Here is an 18,665-nt window from a genome sequence, read left to right on the forward strand (position 1 = left end):
GTTCACGCCAGGCGATTCGGTACGCACATGATACAGATCGATGCTCTTCCCGCTTTCTCCGACAATTACATCTGGCTGTTACAGGATACTGCCAAACGCCGCTGCGCGGTGGTCGACCCCGGCGATGCCGCCCCGGTGCAGGCCTGGCTTGCGGCCAACCCCGGCTGGGTGCTGGAAGACATCCTGATCACCCACCACCACCACGACCACGTCGGCGGCGTTGAAGCCCTTAAGCACGCCACCGGCGCACGCGTCTGCGGCCCGGCCCAGGAACGCATTCCAGCCCGCGACCTGGCGCTGGACGACGGCGACCAAGTAAAGGTGTTGGGCCTGGACTTCGACATCATTGCCGTGCCCGGCCACACCCTGGGCCATATCGCTTACTACAGCGCGCCGCTGCTGTTCTGCGGAGACACCCTGTTCGCCGCCGGATGCGGTCGCCTGTTCGAAGGCACGCCCGAACAGATGCACCAGTCCCTGTCGCGGCTGGCCGCACTGCCCACCGAGACCCGAGTGTACTGCACCCACGAATACACCTTGAGCAACCTGCGTTTCGCCAAGGCCGTGGAGCCGGAAAACCTGCACGTTGCCCAACGATTTGCCGACGTTACCCGGTTGCGCGATGAAGATCGCATCAGCTTGCCCTCGACCATCGGTCTGGAACGGCTCACCAACCCCTTTCTTCGCACGGCTGAAACATCAGTTAAACAAAAAGCAGACGAATGGAAGGGACATTCCAATACAAGCCAAGCCTCTGTTTTTGCTGCCTTGAGGTCTTGGAAAGACACCTTCTGATAACCCCAAGATATATCGCAACCCGTTGTCAACGGTTGACCCGGGGGGGACCGGTTTCTAGAATCGCCGAAATTTTTCGCCCGGAAACCTGTCCCAGCCGATGTCTTCCCGTAGCCGCAGAACCTCTCATTCCGTCGCCCTGACGCGTCTGGCCCAAATCAGCGCGCTGGCTCTGGCCGCCACCTTGGTGGGCTGCCAGAGCACCCGTCAGCTCGACGAATCCGACAGCGTTCGCGCAAGCTACCAGGCGCGCGTCAAGCACAAGCCTGCCCCGCTGATGGTCAAGAAAGCCGAGCAAGCCCCCCAGGATGTCTGGGAGCGCATGCGCCAGGGCTTCGCCTTGCAAGACAACATCGACGTCAACCCACGCATCGAGCAGCAACGCCTGTGGTTCGCCAGCAACCCGTCGTTCCTGGAAAACGCTGGCGAGCGTGGCAGCCTCTATCTGCACTACATTGTCGAGCGCCTCGAAGAGCGCGACATGCCGCTGGAGCTGGCTCTGCTGCCAGCGATCGAAAGCGCCTACAACCCGATGGCCTACTCCCGCGCCCATGCGGTCGGCCTGTGGCAGTTCATCCCCTCGACCGGTCGCCACTTCAATCTGCGTCAAACCAATTTCTACGATGGCCGCCGCGACATCACCGCGTCGACCAACGCTGCGCTCGATTATCTGGGCCGCCTGCACGACATGTTCAACGGCGACTGGCTGCTGGCCCTGGCGGCCTACAACGCCGGTGAAGGTACCGTGAGCCGGGCTATCGAGCGCAACGAGCGCCTGGGCCTGCCCACCGACTACTGGAACCTGCCGCTGCCCCAGGAAACCCGCGACTACGTGCCCAAATTGCTGGCCCTGTCGCAAGTGGTCATGACTCCGCAAGCCTACGGCGTCAGCCTCAGCCCCATCGCCAACGAACCTTACTTCGAAGCCGTGGCCATCAACGATCGCCTGGACCTGTCGCGTGTTGCGGCGTTCGCCGATATCGACGAGGACGAGCTCATTCAGCTCAATCCGGCCTTCAAGAAACGCATGACCGTGGACGGTCCCAAGCAGCTGCTGGTGCCCACCGCCAAGGCCCAATTGCTGACCGACAGCCTGTCCAACCTCAAGCCTGAGGAACTGGTCAGCCTGCAACCGAACAAGGCCGTGTTCCAGGCTGCCCTGGCCGAGACCAAGGCACCTGCGGCGACCCGCAGCTACCGGGTCAAGCGTGGCGACAACCTGGGCGCCATCGCCAAGGCCAACCGCGTGTCGGTGAGCGACCTGAAGCGTTGGAACCGCCTCTCGGGCAACCACCTCAAGGCCGGCCAGGTGCTCGCCTTGCGCGGTGGCAACCCATCGAGCGGAGCCGCCAACCGTGTCGCGGCCTCCAAACAGCGCTCCACTCAATACAAAGTCCGCAAGGGCGACTCCCTCTATGCGGTGGCCAAACGCTTCAACGTCGAGATGAAGCATCTCAAACGCTGGAATCCACGTAGCGGCCATGCCCTCAAGCCTGGCCAGACGCTGACCGTCTACCTGTCGCACTGATCCGATTGCCTTGGGGCCGCTGCGATGGGTGACAAAGCAGCCCCCGAGGACAAATCCAGTCACACTCCCCCGCGCCCAGCCCCGCGCCAGACACCCTTTTTCCATCCCAGACAAGCTGTTACTGTAGCCCGACCAACGCCCCACGCTGCCTGGATCGGATCACCGACTTGATACGTCCCCTCCTGTTGCTTTCACTCAGCCTCGCCATGAGCCTTCCCGCTGCCGCAACGGTGAGCGAAAGCCACGGTTATGCGCAGTTCGGCACCCTCAAGTATCCAGCCACGTTCACCCATTTCGACTGGGTCAACCCGCAAGCACCCAAGGGCGGCAGTTTGCGGGCAATGGCGTTCGGCACCTTCGATACGCTCAACCCTTACACCTTCAAAGGCTCGAGCCCGGTCACCACGCCGAATTTCCTGCAGTACGGGGTCAACGAGCTTAATGAGCCGCTGATGGTCGGCACTGGTCAGTACGATCCTTCCGGAGACGAGCCCACCTCCAGCTACGGACTGATCGCCCGCTCCGTTGAGTACAGCGAGGACCGCAGCTGGGTCGTGTTCAACCTGCGCCCCGAGGCGCGATTCCACGACGGCCACCCCATCACCTCAGCGGATGTCGCGTTCTCCTACCGCACCCTGCTCAAGGAAGGCCATCCGATCTACCGCACCAACCTGCAGGAAGTGCAGCGCGTGGACATCCTCGGCCCGCTGCGCATCCGCTTTGTCTTCAAGCGCGCCGGCAACCCGCTTTTGATCCTGCGCCTGGGCGAGATGCCGGTGTTGCCCAAGCACTACTGGAAAGGCCGCGACTTCAAGGCCACCACGTTCGAACCACCGCTGGGCAGCGGCCCGTACCGTATCACCGAAGTTCAGCCCGGCCGGCGTCTGGTGTTCGAGCGAGTGAAGAACTACTGGGGCAAGCACCTCGCCGTCAACCGCGGCAAGTACAACTTCGACCGTGTCGAGTACGAGTTCTACCGCGACGCCACGGTCGCCTTCGAAGCCTTCAAGGCCGGCGAGTTCGACATCTACATCGAGCATCAGGCCAAGAACTGGGCCAACGGTTACACCTTCCCGGCCATCCGCCGCGGCCAGGTGATCAAGGCGCAGATCCCGCACCGCATCCCGACGCAAACCCAGGGGCTGTTCATGAACAGCCGCCGGGCCAACTTTAGTGACCCGCGGGTGCGCCAGGCCCTGGGCCTGATGCTCGACTTCGAGTGGACCAACCGCGCCCTGTTCAGCAGTGCCTACCGCCGCTCGACCAGCTACTACCCCAACAGCGAGTTCGCCGCCAGCGGTCTGCCCAAGGGCAAGGAGTGGCTGCTGCTGGCGCCGTTCCGTGACGAACTGCCGCCCAAGCTGTTCACCGAACCCTACACGGTGAGCCACACCGACGGGCGCGGCATCAGCCGCCAGACCCTGCGCCAGGCCCTGGCGCTGTTCGCCCAGGCCGGCTGGAAGCTCGATGGCCAGCGTCTGGTCAATGCCAAGGGCCAACAGTTCCGCATGGAGTTGCTGCTGGTCAACCCGAACCTCGAACGCATCCTTCAGCCCTACGTGGAAAACCTCGCCAGCATGGGCATCGACGCCCACCTGCGCACGGTCGACCGCGCCCAGTACAAGCAGCGCCTGGATCAGTTCGACTTCGACATGATCCTCATGACCCTCAACCAGACCCTGAGCCCGGGCCTGGAGCAATGGCTGTACTTCCACTCGAGCCAAGCGTCGGTCAAGGGCAGCAAGAACTACGCTGGTGTGAAAGACCCTGTGGTCGATCACTTGCTCGACACCCTGCTCGCCGCCCGCACCCGCGCCGACCAGGTCGCTGCGGCCCGCGCCCTGGACCGGGTGCTGTCGTGGCAGTACTACATGATTCCCAACTGGTATCTCGACAATCACCGCCTGGCCTACCGCAACCGGTTCGCCTTCGTCACCACGCCGCCCTATACCCTGGGCCTGAACAGCTGGTGGCTCAAGACTTCGGAGAAAGCCCAATGATGCCAACGCACCCTTTGCGCCTGCTGGCCGGCAGCCTGTTGCTGGCCTGCCTGAGCCTACCGGCGATGGCCGCGCCGCAACACGCCCTGACCCTCTACGGCGAGCCGCCAAAATACCCGGCGGACTTCAAGCATTTCGCCTATGTAAACCCTGACGCCCCCAAGGGCGGCACCTTCCGCCAGTCCAGCTTCGGCGGTTTCGACAGCCTCAACCCGTTCATCAACAAGGGCGTGCCAGCCGACGACATCGGCCTGATCTACGACACCCTGATGCGCCAGAGCCTCGATGAGCCCTTCACCGAGTACGGCCTGGTGGCCGAGAAGATCGAAAAAGCCCCCGACAACGGCTGGGTACGCTTCTACCTGCGCCCCGAGGCACGCTTCCACGACGGCCACCCGATGCGCGCTGACGACGTGGTGTTCACTTTCAACGCGCTGATGAGCAAAGGCGCACCGCTGTACCGCGGCTACTACGCCGACGTCGCCGAGGTGATCGCCGAAGACCCGCTGCGGGTGCTGTTCAAGTTCAAGCACAAGAACAACCGCGAGCTGCCACTGATCCTCGGCCAGCTGCCGGTGCTGCCCAAGCACTGGTGGGAAGGCCGCGACTTCGACCGTGGCAACCTGGAGATTCCGCTGGGCAGCGGCCCGTACAAGGTCGCCCAGGTCAAGGCTGGGCGCTCGATCCGCTACGAGCGGGTCAAGGACTACTGGGCCAAGGACCTGCCGATCAACCGCGGCTTCTACAACTTCGATGTCATGACCTACGACGCGTATCGCGATAACACCGTCGCACTGGAAGCGCTCAAGGCCGGGCAGTTCGACTATTGGCTGGAGACCAGTGCGAAGAACTGGGCCACCGCCTACGACATCCCGGCGGTGCGCGAAGGCCGGCTGATCCGCGAGCAATTGGCCAACGGCAACCCCACCGGCATGCAGGGTTTCATCTTCAACTTGCGCCGCCCAGTGTTCCAGGACGTGCGGGTGCGCGAGGCGCTGAGTCTGCTGCTGGACTACGAATGGACCAACAAGCAGTTGTTCAACGGCGCCTACACTCGCACCGGCAGCTATTTCGAGAACTCCGAGATGGCCGCCAGCGGCCTGCCAGGGCCGGATGAACTGAAGATCCTCGAGCCCCTGCGCGGCAAGATCCCCGAGCAAGTCTTCACCCAAGCCTTCCGCAACCCGGTCAGCGATGGCAGCGGCATGATCCGCGACCAACAACGCAAGGCCTACAAACTGCTGCAGGAAGCTGGCTGGAAGATCGTCGACGACAAGATGGTCGATGCCCAGGGCAAACCGGTGTCCCTCGAGTTTCTGCTAGCCCAGAGCGAGTTCGAGCGCATCCTGCTGCCGTTCAAGCGCAACCTCGCCGACCTTGGAATCGAGCTGAACATCCGCCGCGTCGACGTTTCCCAATACATCAACCGCCTGCGCTCGCGCGACTTCGACATGATCGTCGGCGGTTACCCGCAATCGAGCTCGCCGGGTAACGAGCAGCGTGAGTTCTGGACCAGCGCCGCCGCCGACAACCCAGGCAGCCGCAACTTCATCGGCCTGCGCGACCCGGCCATCGACCAACTGGTCGAGCAGTTGATCAACGCAGACTCGCGCCAGAGCCTGATCGCCCACACCCGCGCGCTGGACCGCGTGCTGCTGTGGGGCTACTACGTAATCCCCAACTGGCACATCAAGACCTGGCGCGTGGCCTACTGGAACCACATCGGCCATCCTGAGGTGTCGCCCAAGTACGACATCGGCATCAACACCTGGTGGATCAAGCCCGGTGCGAAGCCGGCCGAGGCCCAGGCCGAAGAAGCGGCAGCCGCGCAAGAGGCGAACTGACATGCTGGCCTACATCCTGCGTCGCCTGCTGCTGATTATCCCGACCCTGTTCGGCATCCTGATCATCAACTTCATCATCGTCCAGGCCGCTCCCGGCGGCCCGGTGGAACAGATGATCGCCAAGCTCGAAGGCTTCGAAGGCGCCACCAGCCGCATCGCCGGCGGCGGCGCTGAAGTCTCGGTGGCCGGCTCCAACTACCGTGGCGCCCAAGGCCTGGACCCGGCCCTGATCGCCGAAATCGAGCGCATGTACGGTTTCGACAAGTCGGCGCCCGAACGCCTGTGGATCATGATCAAGAACTACGCCCGCCTGGACTTCGGCGAGAGCTTCTTCCGCGATGCCAAGGTCATCGATCTGATCGCCGAGAAGATGCCCGTGTCTATCTCCTTGGGGCTGTGGAGCACGCTGATCATGTACCTGGTGTCGATCCCGCTCGGGATCGCCAAGGCCGTGCGCCATGGCAGCCACTTCGATGTCTGGACCAGTTCGGCAATCATCGTCGGCTACGCCATCCCCGCCTTCCTGTTCGCCATCCTGCTGATCGTGCTGTTCGCCGGCGGCAGCTACTTCGACTGGTTCCCCCTGCGCGGACTGACCTCCAACAACTTCGACGAGCTCTCCACCAGCGGCAAGATCCTCGATTACTTCTGGCACCTGGTGCTACCGATCACCGCGCTGGTCATCGGCAACTTCGCCACCATGACCCTGCTGACCAAGAACAGCTTCCTCGACGAGATCAACAAGCAATACGTGGTCACCGCCAAGGCCAAGGGCCTGAGCCGCTCGCGGGTGCTGTACGGTCATGTATTCCGCAACGCCATGCTGCTGGTGATCGCCGGCTTCCCCTCGGCGTTCATCGGCATCTTCTTCACAGGTTCTCTGCTCATCGAGGTGATCTTCTCCCTCGACGGCCTGGGCCTGATGAGCTTCGAGGCAGCGATCAACCGCGACTACCCGGTGGTCTTCGGCACCCTGTTCATCTTCACCCTGCTGGGGCTGGTGGTGAAACTGATCGGCGACCTGACCTACACCCTGGTCGACCCCCGCATCGACTTCGCCAGCCGGGAGCATTGACATGGCACTCTCCCCTCTCAATCGCCGGCGCTTCGAGCGCTTCAAGGCCAACCGCCGCGGCTGGTGGTCACTGTGGATCTTCATCGTGCTGTTCGGCCTGAGCCTGGGCGCCGAACTGATCGCCAACGACAAACCCATCGCCGTACGCTACGAAGGCCAGTGGTACTTCCCCGCCTTCAAGCGTTACCCGGAGACCACCTTCGGCGGCGAATTCCCCCTGGAAGCGAACTACAAGAGCCCCTACATTCGCGAACTGCTCGCGGCCAAGGACAGCTGGGTGCTGTGGGCGCCCATCCCGTTCAGCTACCAGAGCATCAACTACGACCTCAAGGTCCCGGCCCCGGCACCGCCCTCGGCGGACAACTGGCTGGGCACCGACGATCAGGGCCGCGACGTGATGGCCAGGGTCATCTACGGCTTCCGCGTCTCGGTGCTGTTCGCCCTGACGCTGACCGTGCTCAGCTCCATCGTCGGCGTCATCGCCGGCGCCCTGCAGGGTTTCTATGGCGGCTGGGTGGACCTGGCCGGCCAGCGTTTCCTGGAGATCTGGTCGGGCTTGCCGGTGCTGTACCTGTTGATCATCCTCGCCAGCTTCGTACAGCCCAACTTCTGGTGGCTGCTGGGCATCATGCTGCTGTTCTCGTGGATGAGCCTGGTGGACGTGGTGCGCGCCGAGTTCCTACGCGGGCGCAACTTGGAATACGTGCGCGCCGCCCGTGCCCTGGGGATGCGCGACGGCCCGATCATGTTCCGGCACATCCTGCCCAACGCCATGATCTCCACCATGACCTTCATGCCGTTCATCCTCACAGGTGCCATCGGCACCCTCACTGCCCTGGACTTCCTCGGCTTCGGCCTGCCACCGGGCGCCCCCTCGCTCGGCGAGCTGGTGGCCCAAGGCAAGTCCAACCTGCAGGCACCGTGGCTTGGCATCAGCGCCTTCGCCGTGCTGGCGATCATGCTGAGCCTTCTGGTGTTCATCGGCGAATCCGCCCGCGATGCCTTCGACCCGAGGAAATGACATGAGCGAACACAACCTGATCGAAGTGCGCGACCTCTCGGTGGAGTTCGTCACCGGTGAACACGTGCATCGCGTGGTCGATGGCATCAGTTTCGACATCCGCAAGGGCGAGACCCTGGCCCTGGTCGGCGAAAGCGGCTCGGGCAAGTCCGTCACCGCGCATTCCATCCTGCGCCTGTTGCCCTACCCCCTGGCGCGCCACCCCAGCGGCAGCATCCGCTACAACGACCAGGACCTGCTGCAGCTCGGTGAAAAGCCCATGCGCCGCATCCGCGGGGACCGCATCGCGATGATCTTCCAAGAGCCGATGACCTCGCTGAATCCGCTGCACACCATCGAAAAGCAGGTCAACGAAATCCTCCTGCTGCACAAAGGCCTCACCGGCAAGCAGGCCACTGCCCGTACCCTGGAGCTGCTGGAGATGGTCGGCATCCCCGACCCGCACAAGCGCCTCAAGGCCCTGCCCCACGAGCTGTCCGGCGGCCAGCGCCAACGCGTGATGATCGCCATGGCCCTGGCCAACGAGCCCGAGCTGCTGATCGCCGACGAGCCCACCACCGCGCTCGACGTCACCGTGCAGTTGAAGATCCTCGACCTGCTCAAGGAGCTGCAGGCCCGCCTGGGCATGGCCCTGCTGCTGATCAGTCACGACCTGAACCTCGTGCGACGCATCGCCCACCGCGTGTGCGTGATGCAGTGTGGCAAGATCGTCGAACAGGCCGACTGCACCACCCTATTCAAAGCCCCGCAGCACCCCTACACCCAAATGCTGATCAACGCCGAACCCAGCGGCGCCCCCGCCCACAACCCCGTGGGCGCCCCCTTGCTGGAAGTCGAAGACCTACGCGTGTGGTTTCCCATCAAGAAAGGCCTGCTGCGCCGCACCGTCGACCACGTCAAAGCCGTGGACGGCATCGACTTCAGCCTGCCTCAGGGCCAGACCCTCGGCATCGTGGGTGAAAGCGGCTCCGGCAAATCCACCCTAGGCCTGGCCATCTTGAGGTTGATCGCCAGCCGCGGCGGCATCCGCTTCCACGGCCAGAACCTCGAAGGCCTCAGCCAGAAAGACGTGCGCCCCCTGCGACGGGAAATGCAGGTCGTGTTCCAAGACCCCTTCGGCAGCCTCAGCCCCCGCATGTGCGTGGCCGACATCGTCGGCGAAGGCCTGCGCATTCACCGCATCGGCTCCCCTGCAGAACAGGAAGCGGCGATCATTGCCGCGCTGGAGGAAGTCGGCCTGGACCCCCGCACCCGACACCGCTACCCACACGAATTCTCCGGCGGCCAACGCCAACGCATCGCCATCGCCCGCGCGCTGGTGTTGAAGCCTGCGTTGATTCTGCTGGATGAACCCACCTCCGCGCTGGACCGCACGGTACAGCGGCAGGTGGTGGAGTTGCTGAGGAATCTGCAGCACAAGTACAACCTGACGTACCTGTTCATCAGTCATGACCTGGCGGTGGTGAAGGCGTTGAGTCATCAGTTGATGGTGATCAAACATGGGCATGTGGTTGAACAGGGGGATGCGCAGACGATTTTTCATGCGCCGCAGCATGCGTATACGAAGCAGTTGCTGGAGGCGGCGTTTTTGGAGGTTTAGGGGCCAGGACGGACCTGTTACGCGCGTTTTAATGGCTAAGTGCAGGAGAGGTCTCGCCTGCACCTGGCTTTTGAAAGAGCCCCACGCGCAAAACGTACGTAAACCTCACCAGCATCCGTCAGGCGCACCGTCCTGAACGGCATCTCTATATCCTATCGAGCCAGTTAACGTTGTATAAGCGCTTGTAAATCAAGCATATTTTATTTTTCTTTGAAACTGCTGTAGCGAGGGTATTGACCATGGAGAACGATCGTTCTACCATTGCCGACATGAACAGCGAAAATAGTAACGACACTAAAGAGCGGCTATTGAAGATCGGGGAAGACTTGATCTATCGCGGCGGAATTGCTGCAACCGGAATGGATCTTTTAGTAAAGACATCTGGTGTCGCTCGCAAGAGTATCTACCGCTATTTCGGCACTAAGGAAGCGCTCGTAATAGAAATTTTAAAGCGCCGCGACAGAAACTGGATGCGATGGTTTGAGTCGGAAGTAAATAAAGCCGATTCAGCAGCAGACAAGCTGCTACGCATGTTTGATGTGCTTTGCGACTGGTTCGCCTCTGAAAATTTCAGAGGATGCGCATTCATTAATACCGCCGGTGAAACAGGCGACCCAGAAGATCCAGTACGACGTGTGGATAAAGAGCACAAAGAAAACGTAAAAGCGTTTGCGCTCTCTCTCTGTAAAGAATATGGCTTCGATGATCCAGAGGCGCGTGCGCGCCAATTTCTGATTCTGATCGACGGCGCCATCACCGTTGCCCATTTACTTGGTGACAGCCGATCAGCAGTTGATGCAAAAGCCATTGCACAGCAACTGCTGAATCGTTAATCGCCAGTAGGCGGGCGATACCAGCCCAGTAAGCGAGGAATTAAAATGTCCGCTCATAACGAAGTACGCCCGCCCGTACCGCCATTCACACGTGAAACCGCCATTCTCAAAGTACGTCTGGCCGAAGATGGTTGGAATAGCCGCGACCCAGAAAAAGTCTCTCTGGCTTACTCCCTTGATACCCAATGGCGTAACCGCGCTGAATTTGCATTTAACCGTGAGCAAGCAAAGAATTTCCTGACTCGTAAATGGGCCAAAGAACATGAGTACCGTTTGATCAAGGAGCTGTGGGCATTCACCGAGAACCGCCTGGCCGTTCGCTATGCTTATGAATGGCACGACGATTCTGGTAACTGGTTCCGCTCGTACGGTAACGAAAACTGGGAGTTCGGTGATGACGGTCTGATGATCAACCGCTATGCCTGCATCAATGACATGCCCATTAAGGAATCCGAGCGCAAGTTCCATTGGCCTCAGGGCCGTCGTCCAGACGATCACCCAAGCTTGTCCGATCTGGGCTTGTAAACGTTTCCCGTGTACACGGAAGTTCACCCTATTTTCTCTATGTTCTCTCACTCTGTAATTGGCGTGGCGCCCGATGGGTTCCCAGAGGGTAAGCCACGCCTTTAAATGCTTTTGAAGCATGGCGCTGATACGCCGCTCTCCTTCCCTTCTGCTGCATGCTCGCTAGCGCGCGCTCTGCGTGGCTGACAGGCGGCCCTCGGTACTGACCACCAACGCCATCCGGCGGTCATTTCTGCCTGACTGCGGGACGCTTTCACACCGTGGGTTGGGTGATGCGATTGTTCAATGAGAACAATAGCGCAAATATATTTTGCGCGCCAACTATTCAGACACAAAATAAACCCACGCAGCAAGCAGTCGCTGATCCCAATATCCACGCTCACGGAGAATCATCATGACTTTTAGCAAAGCACTCGCCATCGCCACCCTGACCTTTGGCACCAGCGTCGGCGCCTTTGCCCAGAGCGCCACCCCCTACCACTACGGCATGAACTTGGACATCGCTCGAGTGATCGCTGTAGACGCGCCGGCCAACACCGCCAGCTACGCCAGCACCGCCACCCTCACCTACCGCGACAGCCACGGCAAGCTGCAGAAAATCAGTTACCTGCGCCCCACCACCTCCGCCAACCAGAACTAATGACTCCAGCGTCCCAGGAGCTTGACCATGAAAATGTCCCGCACCCTCACCGCCGGCCTGCTCGCCCTCGCCGTCAATAGCGCCTTCGCCGCTGGTAGCCCCGGTGTTGAAACCACCACTCAAGGCTTCCTGCAGGCCCTAGCCGCGGGTGGCGGTAAACCGTTGGAAACCCTGTCCCCGAAAGATGCCCGCGGCGTGCTCACTGGCGCCCAGGCCAGCGTGAAAGTGGATGTCTCCGGTGTCCAAATCGAGCGCCGCAGCATTCAGGTCGACAGCCAGGCGCTGGAGATCCGCGTGATACGGCCACAAGGCGCGAAAGGCGAACTGCCTGTGTTCATGTTCTTCCACGGAGGTGGCTGGGTGTTGGGTGACTACCCGACGCACGAGCGCCTGATCCGCGACCTGGTGGTCGGCTCCGGTGCAGCAGCGGTCTATGTCGACTACACCCCGTCGCCGGAAGCCCAATTCCCCACGGCCATTAACCAGGCTTACGCCGCCACCCGCTGGGTTGCCGAGAATGGCAAACATATTGGTGTCGATGGCAGCCGCCTGGCGGTGGTAGGCAACAGTGTCGGTGGCAACATGGCGGCGGTGGTCGCGATCAAAGCCAAGGAGGCCGGCACGCCCAAGCTGCGGTTCCAAGCCTTGTTGTGGCCGGTGACTGACGCCAACTTCAACAACGGCTCGTATAACCAGTTCGCTGAAGGTCACTTCCTGACCCGCAATATGATGCAGTGGTTCTGGGACAGCTATACCACCGATCCGAGGCAGCGTAACGACATCCATGCATCGCCACTGCGCGCCAGCCTGGATCAGTTGAAAGGCTTACCGCCAGCATTGGTGCAGACCGCCGAGATGGACGTGCTGCGCGACGAAGGCGAAGCCTATGCCCGCAAGCTGGAGGCTGCCGGTGTACCGGTGACCGCCGTGCGTTACAACGGCATGATCCACGACTTCGGCCTGCTCAACGTACTCAGCCAGGTGCCTGGAACCCGCAGTGCATTGGACCAGGCTGCCCAGGCGATCAAGCAACACCTGAAGTAATCGAGAGGGACCGAACCGGGGCGGCATTGACGCCCCGGTCGTGCTTGTAGGCTCATCGGCACCTTGTACCGGCCAGCCCACCGATCGGCATACCGTTCCCTGCGCGAAACGGTGCAAAGCCTTGAGCAGCCTCGGCTCTATTCGTTCACCAACAAAGAAGGTCAATCACCGAGCCGCCACTCAAGGATCGGAAGACTTCGGGCCTCGCCATCGATCGGGCGCGATACATCGCCCACATGCCGGGCCCCGAGCCGCTCGTAAAAGGCCCTGGCGGAAGGATCCGACTCAACCGCAAGAATGGTTACGCCCAACCCGCGTGCTACAGCCAGGGCGTGGTCTACCAGGCGCCGTCCGTGCCCTCTTCCCATGGCCGAGGGATCAACCCAGCAATGCTCCAGTTGCCAGCCATCCTCGCCGTGCTCCAGCCCATAGAAGCCCAACAATGCACCATCCGCTGCGGTCAGCACCGCATAATGGCCGTTCAGTTGCGTAGAGTGGATGGTCAGCGCGCCCTCCCACGCATCCATCCAGGCTTCGGGATAACCCCAATGAGCCTTGCTGCGCCGGGCCAAGGCGCTCAGAGCCTGCGCATCCGCCTCACGTGCCGGACGCAGCGTTGGGGTGTCGTCCATCAGCATCGCTAGCGCCGCCGGGTCGGTAGCCAGCAGACTGAACTGGTGCAGGCTGAGGAAGCGCCCGCCCTTGTACTCCACATCTCGCAACGTTCCCTCCAGCACAAAGCCGAGGCGCTCCAGCAAGCGAGTACTGGCGGAGTTTTCAGGCTCGACATCTGCATGGATGCGGTGCACGCCGAGGGTATCGAAGGCGAAGCGGAGGATGGCGAGCAGGCAATCCTGCATCAGCCCCTGGCCCCAGTTTTCAGGCATCAGCCAATAGCCGATATCCACGCTGCGATCGGCTTTAGACCAATCATTGAAGCCACAAGCACCTATCAGTTCGTCTTGACCCGGTAAGGCGATACCCCACCAGATGCCTCGATCCTCCTCCAGCAGCGCGTCGTACCAATGCATTTGCTCGTGGGTCGCCTCGATGCTATCGAAAGACACACCATAGTGAGCAATAACCTGCGGGTGGGAAAGTCCGGCAAAAATCGCCGCTACATCGCCGCAATGTATCCGGCGCAGTGTGCAACGCGGGAGCAAGAATTCGGGAAACTCGACAGAAAAGTCCATCATTATCAAATTCACAAGTCTGGATCACCGGAAAATCTTCTCAACAAAGGACGCGGGTCTACAAGGACTGCCAGGAGAGGGATGGGCAGAACAGAAAAATAGGGCGATTGCGTGGTGTCGCCATCAAGCGGTTTGGGACGGCAGTTGCTGAAAGCGACTGGCAGGTATGGGTCGAAAGCAGCCGGTCACGACTGACCGTTATCGACCCAAAGCTGACGTTCAGGTAGGTGAACCTAAGTCATCTCGTGGATGGCATCTCCAAGGACTTTGCGATTCGGTCTAGAATGGCCATGCACTTTTCAGAAACAACAAGCGGTGGTTCGTCAATCATGTAAAGCAGATGCTCGAACGCTAACCCAGCCTCGTGGTGATTGACATAGTCAAGAACGATTTCACCCCCGTTCTCCAAGCCTGCTTGAGCTAATGCATGGTCTTGCGGTACTGGGCCAAGCTGTTCGTATGCCATGGACATCAGCGTCGAGATCTCCTTAAGTGCTTCAACGAAATCGGCCCTCAAGTCGTTGCCAAGGTGGCTCATCACAAATATTCCTTCGATCAAGGTGATCTGGGTTCCGTTCTTGCCTGGTCGACGGTGCCCAAAACCAAGTCTTTGTGCAGGCACTTGGAGATCTAAGTTCGACTGCCTGCTCTTGGGTTACGCTCCTCGTACGACGCATCGACGAACGTGATGTGTTCGCCCAAAGCGGACGCGACAAAAAGAGGCGGTCTCATCCATCCGCCAATTCACATCTCAGACGCAGCTTTGACAGCGCGTGCATACGGGGCTGAGCTGAAGCTAAATGGGCCAAGATCAGGGATCACGCGAGGCTCTTCATATCCATTTTCGTACGCAAATGCCTCCCAAATAATCTCGGTACTCAGCCTGCGAATCTGCACTGAGTAGGCTCCGCACCCGATGTCGCCGCACTCTGGGCAGATGTAAATGAGCACTCGATAAGGTTCCACTTCAGGCTGCTCGCATCGGAGCAGGCTATTGGCGAACCGGAGATTCTGTTCTGAAAAACCCGATACGAAACCGCTCATGAAGTCAGAGTGCCCCCCACCAGCGGTCGCCAAAATTTCCAGTAAGGAACGCCCGTCGATTCGAAAATCGGAAAAGCAGCGCTCAACGGTGGTACAGCCGTTTGACGAGGTTCCGGGGCGAACAGTGTTCTGAAAGGTCAGTGTGCTGCGATGCATGCTGTGCTCTTGCGTAAAAACGATCACGATTACACACATCGGGCGTGAATCAGGCAAGCCTGCAGCTTCCAGCGATTGTCCGCTTCTGGCCGTTTGCTGCTTTGCGCGAACGGCCGCTATGGGTCGAGAGCGGCCACTCGTGATTGGAGATTTCGTCCCAAAGCGGACGCTAAATCTTGCTGCTTTGTAGCAGCCTATCGCCGGCAAGCGCGTCTCAAGGTTTACAATCGAATGCCGTATTCAGGAAAAGCCGATGCTATACACCATCGCCCCAGAGGAGTGCCAGAGCTTTGTACGAAAGCTGGCACGGAAAATCGACATTACAAGTGACCTTCCGGCGCATATTTTCCTTGATCAGAACCTTTGTTATTGGTTCTTTGAGCGGTCACTTCTTTCTGACTTGGACCTGCTTGAAAGTCTGTTGATCGAAAGCCATCGGCAATTCTCAAGCGGGATGGGAGTGCTGTTTTCATGGGGCACCCGCGATTGCGTGGGCAGGTTCTTCGATGGCCGAAATACAGAGGAGAGTGTGCTTGAGCTTCAGCGCCAATCATTCCTATCAGACACGCCGCTGGAAATGCCGCACTTAGTATTCAGCCCGACCTATGAATGGCTTGCCTATGAAAGTGCTTTCGAAGAGTGGGGCGTGTTGGCAATGGACCGCTCCCTGATAAACACTGATTTTGCAGGGTATCTTAATCGTGAATTCATCAGCATCGGGGAAGCGTGGAGGCTCAGCAAGCTGGAGGACTTCAATGGCATGTTGGCTAGGGCTTTCCTCCACAATTACGCCTGCGTTTGAGGATTGATCAGTAATCTACCGGCATTATTCGCTGGGAAACTAACGCCGTGTATTGCCCACTTCCAAGGGCTGCTCTGGGTCGATAGCTGCCGGTCGTGGATGACCGCTATCAACCCATTGCAGCCATTCGAGATAGGACTATTCATTCCCGCCAGAAGTGGACGCTCGATCCACACCCGTTTTCAGCCAAAAAGAAAAGCTGAATCTCTCCGCAGGCCTGCACTGCTAAAGTTTCCGGCTCACCAGCCGACAGTTGTTTATCCCATTTCACGGATGATTTGAATGTTCCGCTCTCTTTTCGCCGGCGTTGCTTTGCTCGCCTCCGGCGCAGCCTGCGCTACTCCCGTACAGGCCGTCACCACGCCCGATCAACTGTTTACTGAATTCTCTCGTTGCGATGCGCATTTCTTCGAGCGGCTGCGCGATGCGCGTCTGCCAGCAGGAACCTTGCGTCTGAGTGATTACGGCTCGGTCAAGGCTCCGACCATTTTGAATCCGTTACAGGAAGGGGGCACTTACCAACACTTCGAAACGCCTCTAATGGTCAATGGCGTGGCTCTTATTGGCTATTACAACCACGCCGAAACTATAAAGAACGTCGGCAATTTCCTGTTCTGGGGTTTCGTAGCCGATGGTTCGCCTAAAGAGGTGGCAGCGAAACTCAAGCCGCTGATCGTTGACAACGCACGCTTTGTCGGGCAAGGCAAAGCCATTGCTCGCGCTGAAATCCGCCGCGTCGGAGACCCGATCGGCCAATGGCGAACCGAAGGACTAACCGGTCCTGGCGTCGCCACGCCGTTTGGTTTCGTAGACCGCGTGCTGATCGTCGACACTGGCGACACGGTACCGCCGCTGGCGGGCCACACCACTGTGCTCTGCTCGCTTCAAGGCACTGTGACCGCGCCGCTCCTGCAGGTCTATCGCCCTGATCTCAATGCACATCTGCTCGACTGACAAGGATGCCTAACGTGAATGCTCGCTGGCCCATTATCATCGCCTGCACCGTCATCCTCACAGGTTGTGCTGGGATGCAAAACCCGAAAAACCCCAACCTGATCCACTGCACTAATCAGTTCAAAGCGCACAAAGTCGCAAACTACCCTCTGGCGTTGCAGGAGGGTGATCTATGCCTGCAAAAGAATACGCTGTCCGCTTCGCTGCAAAGTTTGGTTTACGCGGTGCAGGCGGATGCGTATAGCAACCTCAAGCGCTTCCCCGAAGCCGTGGTCGCCAAGGAAAAATCCATGCAGCTCGACGGTAAGCCTAGCCCACGCGACAACCTGGATTTGAGCGCCATGTATCGTGACGCTGGCAATCCGAAAAAGGCGCTCGAACTCGTCCAGTACAACCTTGATAACGGAATCGGAGAGGCAGGCAAAGGCACCGGCTTTCACATGCCGACCTATTATCATTTGGGCCTCGCGCTGACAGATCTTGGGCAATACCGGGAGGCCGCCGAAGCCTTCAGCACGGGCCTTCAGCGCCAGCCAGACTACGCATGGGCCTATTATGCGCGTGGAATAGCGTACGACCATTTGGAGAGTCAAGATGATGCCAAAGCCGACTTCATGAAGTTCTCGCAGATGGTCAACAAGAGTTACGTGAAAAATGAGCACAAGGCCAAGCTCGCAGAGTACGGGATTTCGCTGCCCTGATAGGTCAGTGAGTCGCGAGGGACTGTTATCGACCCATAGTGGCCGTGGCTCTTCGAAGTTGCAGGGGCGCCACGGCGCCCCTGTCTAGGATCACGTAGACATCCGTCGCATGATCAACTCACCATCAATGACTTCACCGGTCTCGACGAAGCCTTCGGATGCATAGAGACGTCGCGCGCCGACGTTTTCGGGGTCAACACCAAGGGCGACGCTTGGTCCCCCAGGCAAGGAGTGGAGATGAGCCATGAGCGCTCGCAGGGCCGCACGCCCGTAACCAAGGCCTTGGTGGTTGCGATCAATCATCAGGCGGTAGATCCACCGGCTGTTCTCATCCGGATCGAGGGCGTGCATTAGGAAACCTACTAGCTCACCAGTCTGCACGGCCTCTTCCAAATGCTCCGAAACCGTAGAAAAAATCAGATTCCCCCTCTTCCTCGTAGTCCATTTCCCAAACACACTCCCGCCACCTTTTTTCCGTTGCGGGTGCTCTGGCAGGGCTCTAGTCTCGGCGAGCCGTTGCACTTCAACGACGCGGCTTTGACAGGCCGCAACGGAACGCAGGGGCATAGCTTGGCCTTCAATGGCGGCTGTGTGTGGGGCACGTTCGCGTGCGCCGGTCTTCCTGTATTCCACCGGTCTGTCAACCCATACGCAGCTGCCACCCACCTGTTTGACAGCAGGTCGTGTGCAGCACTATCGGGAAACAGGAGTTGCCATGCTGAAAAACGATCTTCGATCCATCTCGCTATCCCCTTTCTCAAAGCACGATCCCCAGCCTCAACGCAAATCCAATGCATTCGGATCGTGGCTCACCATTCAATCCCGCTACTCCCACTTTCGATTCAGGTAATGGGCTTGCGTGTCCAACCCTAAGACACTGCATTTAAGCCTTTAACCATGTGCTATCTGC

General features: G+C 59.8%; 17 protein-coding genes. 14 read left to right on the forward strand and 3 right to left on the reverse strand.

Annotated elements, in window-relative coordinates; all coding sequences use genetic code 11:
• Positions 1 to 27: 27 nt before the first annotated feature.
• From gloB to BLS27_RS16895, 11 genes are all read left to right on the forward strand, one after another.
• A complete protein-coding gene (gloB, locus tag BLS27_RS16845; RefSeq protein WP_043214138.1) occupies positions 28 to 795 on the forward strand; it encodes a hydroxyacylglutathione hydrolase in 768 nt (255 codons plus the stop codon).
• 100 nt (positions 796 to 895) lie between these two features.
• Entirely contained in the window at positions 896 to 2,323 is a 1,428-nt protein-coding gene (locus BLS27_RS16850; RefSeq protein ID WP_090345848.1) for a lytic transglycosylase domain-containing protein, read from the forward strand.
• A 167-nt stretch (positions 2,324 to 2,490) separates the two neighbouring features.
• Positions 2,491 to 4,323, forward strand: a complete 1,833-nt coding sequence (locus BLS27_RS16855) for an extracellular solute-binding protein (protein WP_208599418.1) — start codon at positions 2,491 to 2,493, stop codon at positions 4,321 to 4,323.
• Entirely contained in the window at positions 4,320 to 6,167 is a 1,848-nt protein-coding gene (locus BLS27_RS16860) for an extracellular solute-binding protein (protein ID WP_090345852.1), read from the forward strand. Before BLS27_RS16855 ends, BLS27_RS16860 begins: the two co-directional genes overlap by 4 nt.
• A gap of 1 nt (position 6,168) precedes the next feature.
• Positions 6,169 to 7,242: a microcin C ABC transporter permease YejB gene (locus BLS27_RS16865; protein WP_043214147.1), complete on the forward strand. Its 1,074-nt coding sequence runs from the start codon at positions 6,169 to 6,171 to the stop codon at positions 7,240 to 7,242.
• Between the two features lies 1 nt (position 7,243).
• The gene (locus BLS27_RS16870; protein ID WP_043214149.1) at positions 7,244 to 8,263 is read left to right on the forward strand and encodes an ABC transporter permease; all 1,020 of its coding nucleotides are present in this window, start codon (positions 7,244 to 7,246) and stop codon (positions 8,261 to 8,263) included.
• A gap of 1 nt (position 8,264) precedes the next feature.
• Positions 8,265 to 9,863 carry an ABC transporter ATP-binding protein gene (locus BLS27_RS16875; RefSeq protein ID WP_090345854.1) on the forward strand — a complete coding sequence of 533 codons (1,599 nt, stop codon included), beginning with the start codon at positions 8,265 to 8,267 and terminating at the stop codon, positions 9,861 to 9,863.
• Positions 9,864 to 10,132: 269 nt separating this feature from the next.
• The gene (locus BLS27_RS16880) at positions 10,133 to 10,696 is read left to right on the forward strand and encodes a TetR/AcrR family transcriptional regulator (RefSeq protein WP_208599420.1); all 564 of its coding nucleotides are present in this window, start codon (positions 10,133 to 10,135) and stop codon (positions 10,694 to 10,696) included.
• Positions 10,697 to 10,741: 45 nt separating this feature from the next.
• Complete coding sequence (locus BLS27_RS16885) at positions 10,742 to 11,221, forward strand: nuclear transport factor 2 family protein (RefSeq protein ID WP_043214154.1); 480 nt, start codon at positions 10,742 to 10,744, stop codon at positions 11,219 to 11,221.
• Between the two features lie 394 nt (positions 11,222 to 11,615).
• Positions 11,616 to 11,861 carry a DUF2790 domain-containing protein gene (locus BLS27_RS16890; protein ID WP_043214157.1) on the forward strand — a complete coding sequence of 82 codons (246 nt, stop codon included), beginning with the start codon at positions 11,616 to 11,618 and terminating at the stop codon, positions 11,859 to 11,861.
• Positions 11,862 to 11,888: 27 nt separating this feature from the next.
• Positions 11,889 to 12,905 carry an alpha/beta hydrolase gene (locus tag BLS27_RS16895; RefSeq protein ID WP_090345857.1) on the forward strand — a complete coding sequence of 339 codons (1,017 nt, stop codon included), beginning with the start codon at positions 11,889 to 11,891 and terminating at the stop codon, positions 12,903 to 12,905.
• A gap of 161 nt (positions 12,906 to 13,066) precedes the next feature.
• On the opposite strand, the gene BLS27_RS16900 is transcribed toward BLS27_RS16895, so the two are convergent.
• Together BLS27_RS16900 and BLS27_RS16905 are read right to left on the reverse strand one after the other, a co-directional pair.
• Positions 13,067 to 14,101: a GNAT family N-acetyltransferase gene (locus BLS27_RS16900; protein WP_208599419.1), complete on the reverse strand. Its 1,035-nt coding sequence runs from the start codon at positions 14,099 to 14,101 to the stop codon at positions 13,067 to 13,069.
• 235 nt (positions 14,102 to 14,336) lie between these two features.
• A complete protein-coding gene (locus tag BLS27_RS16905) occupies positions 14,337 to 14,636 on the reverse strand; it encodes a hypothetical protein (RefSeq protein ID WP_043215705.1) in 300 nt (99 codons plus the stop codon).
• Positions 14,637 to 15,551: 915 nt separating this feature from the next.
• Between BLS27_RS16905 and BLS27_RS16915 the strand changes: the two genes are divergently transcribed.
• The 3 genes from BLS27_RS16915 (at position 15,552) to BLS27_RS16925 (ending at position 17,755) form a co-directional block, all read left to right on the forward strand.
• Positions 15,552 to 16,100 carry a hypothetical protein gene (locus BLS27_RS16915; protein ID WP_090345862.1) on the forward strand — a complete coding sequence of 183 codons (549 nt, stop codon included), beginning with the start codon at positions 15,552 to 15,554 and terminating at the stop codon, positions 16,098 to 16,100.
• 282 nt (positions 16,101 to 16,382) lie between these two features.
• A complete protein-coding gene (locus BLS27_RS16920; protein WP_090345866.1) occupies positions 16,383 to 17,054 on the forward strand; it encodes a hypothetical protein in 672 nt (223 codons plus the stop codon).
• A 5-nt stretch (positions 17,055 to 17,059) separates the two neighbouring features.
• Positions 17,060 to 17,755 (forward strand): tetratricopeptide repeat protein, encoded by a 696-nt coding sequence (locus tag BLS27_RS16925; protein ID WP_090345868.1) that lies wholly within the window; start codon positions 17,060 to 17,062, stop codon positions 17,753 to 17,755.
• 90 nt (positions 17,756 to 17,845) lie between these two features.
• On the opposite strand, the gene BLS27_RS16930 is transcribed toward BLS27_RS16925, so the two are convergent.
• Positions 17,846 to 18,322, reverse strand: coding sequence for a GNAT family N-acetyltransferase (locus tag BLS27_RS16930; protein WP_090345871.1), 477 nt, complete (start codon positions 18,320 to 18,322; stop codon positions 17,846 to 17,848).
• Positions 18,323 to 18,665 lie beyond the last annotated feature (343 nt).

Source organism: Pseudomonas guariconensis, assembly GCF_900102675.1.
Classification (GTDB): domain Bacteria; phylum Pseudomonadota; class Gammaproteobacteria; order Pseudomonadales; family Pseudomonadaceae; genus Aquipseudomonas; species Aquipseudomonas guariconensis.

Coding starts and splice junctions, on each gene's coding strand:
- gloB (WP_043214138.1), top strand. CDS start 28: ATGATACAGATCGATGCTCTTCCCGCTTTCTCCGACAATTACATCTGG.
- BLS27_RS16850 (WP_090345848.1), top strand. CDS start 896: ATGTCTTCCCGTAGCCGCAGAACCTCTCATTCCGTCGCCCTGACGCGT.
- BLS27_RS16860 (WP_090345852.1), top strand. CDS start 4,320: ATGATGCCAACGCACCCTTTGCGCCTGCTGGCCGGCAGCCTGTTGCTG.
- BLS27_RS16865 (WP_043214147.1), top strand. CDS start 6,169: ATGCTGGCCTACATCCTGCGTCGCCTGCTGCTGATTATCCCGACCCTG.
- BLS27_RS16870 (WP_043214149.1), top strand. CDS start 7,244: ATGGCACTCTCCCCTCTCAATCGCCGGCGCTTCGAGCGCTTCAAGGCC.
- BLS27_RS16875 (WP_090345854.1), top strand. CDS start 8,265: ATGAGCGAACACAACCTGATCGAAGTGCGCGACCTCTCGGTGGAGTTC.
- BLS27_RS16880 (WP_208599420.1), top strand. CDS start 10,133: ATGAACAGCGAAAATAGTAACGACACTAAAGAGCGGCTATTGAAGATC.
- BLS27_RS16885 (WP_043214154.1), top strand. CDS start 10,742: ATGTCCGCTCATAACGAAGTACGCCCGCCCGTACCGCCATTCACACGT.
- BLS27_RS16890 (WP_043214157.1), top strand. CDS start 11,616: ATGACTTTTAGCAAAGCACTCGCCATCGCCACCCTGACCTTTGGCACC.
- BLS27_RS16895 (WP_090345857.1), top strand. CDS start 11,889: ATGAAAATGTCCCGCACCCTCACCGCCGGCCTGCTCGCCCTCGCCGTC.
- BLS27_RS16900 (WP_208599419.1), bottom strand. CDS start 14,101: ATGATGGACTTTTCTGTCGAGTTTCCCGAATTCTTGCTCCCGCGTTGC.
- BLS27_RS16905 (WP_043215705.1), bottom strand. CDS start 14,636: ATGAGCCACCTTGGCAACGACTTGAGGGCCGATTTCGTTGAAGCACTT.
- BLS27_RS16915 (WP_090345862.1), top strand. CDS start 15,552: ATGCTATACACCATCGCCCCAGAGGAGTGCCAGAGCTTTGTACGAAAG.
- BLS27_RS16920 (WP_090345866.1), top strand. CDS start 16,383: ATGTTCCGCTCTCTTTTCGCCGGCGTTGCTTTGCTCGCCTCCGGCGCA.
- BLS27_RS16925 (WP_090345868.1), top strand. CDS start 17,060: ATGCCTAACGTGAATGCTCGCTGGCCCATTATCATCGCCTGCACCGTC.
- BLS27_RS16930 (WP_090345871.1), bottom strand. CDS start 18,322: ATGCCCCTGCGTTCCGTTGCGGCCTGTCAAAGCCGCGTCGTTGAAGTG.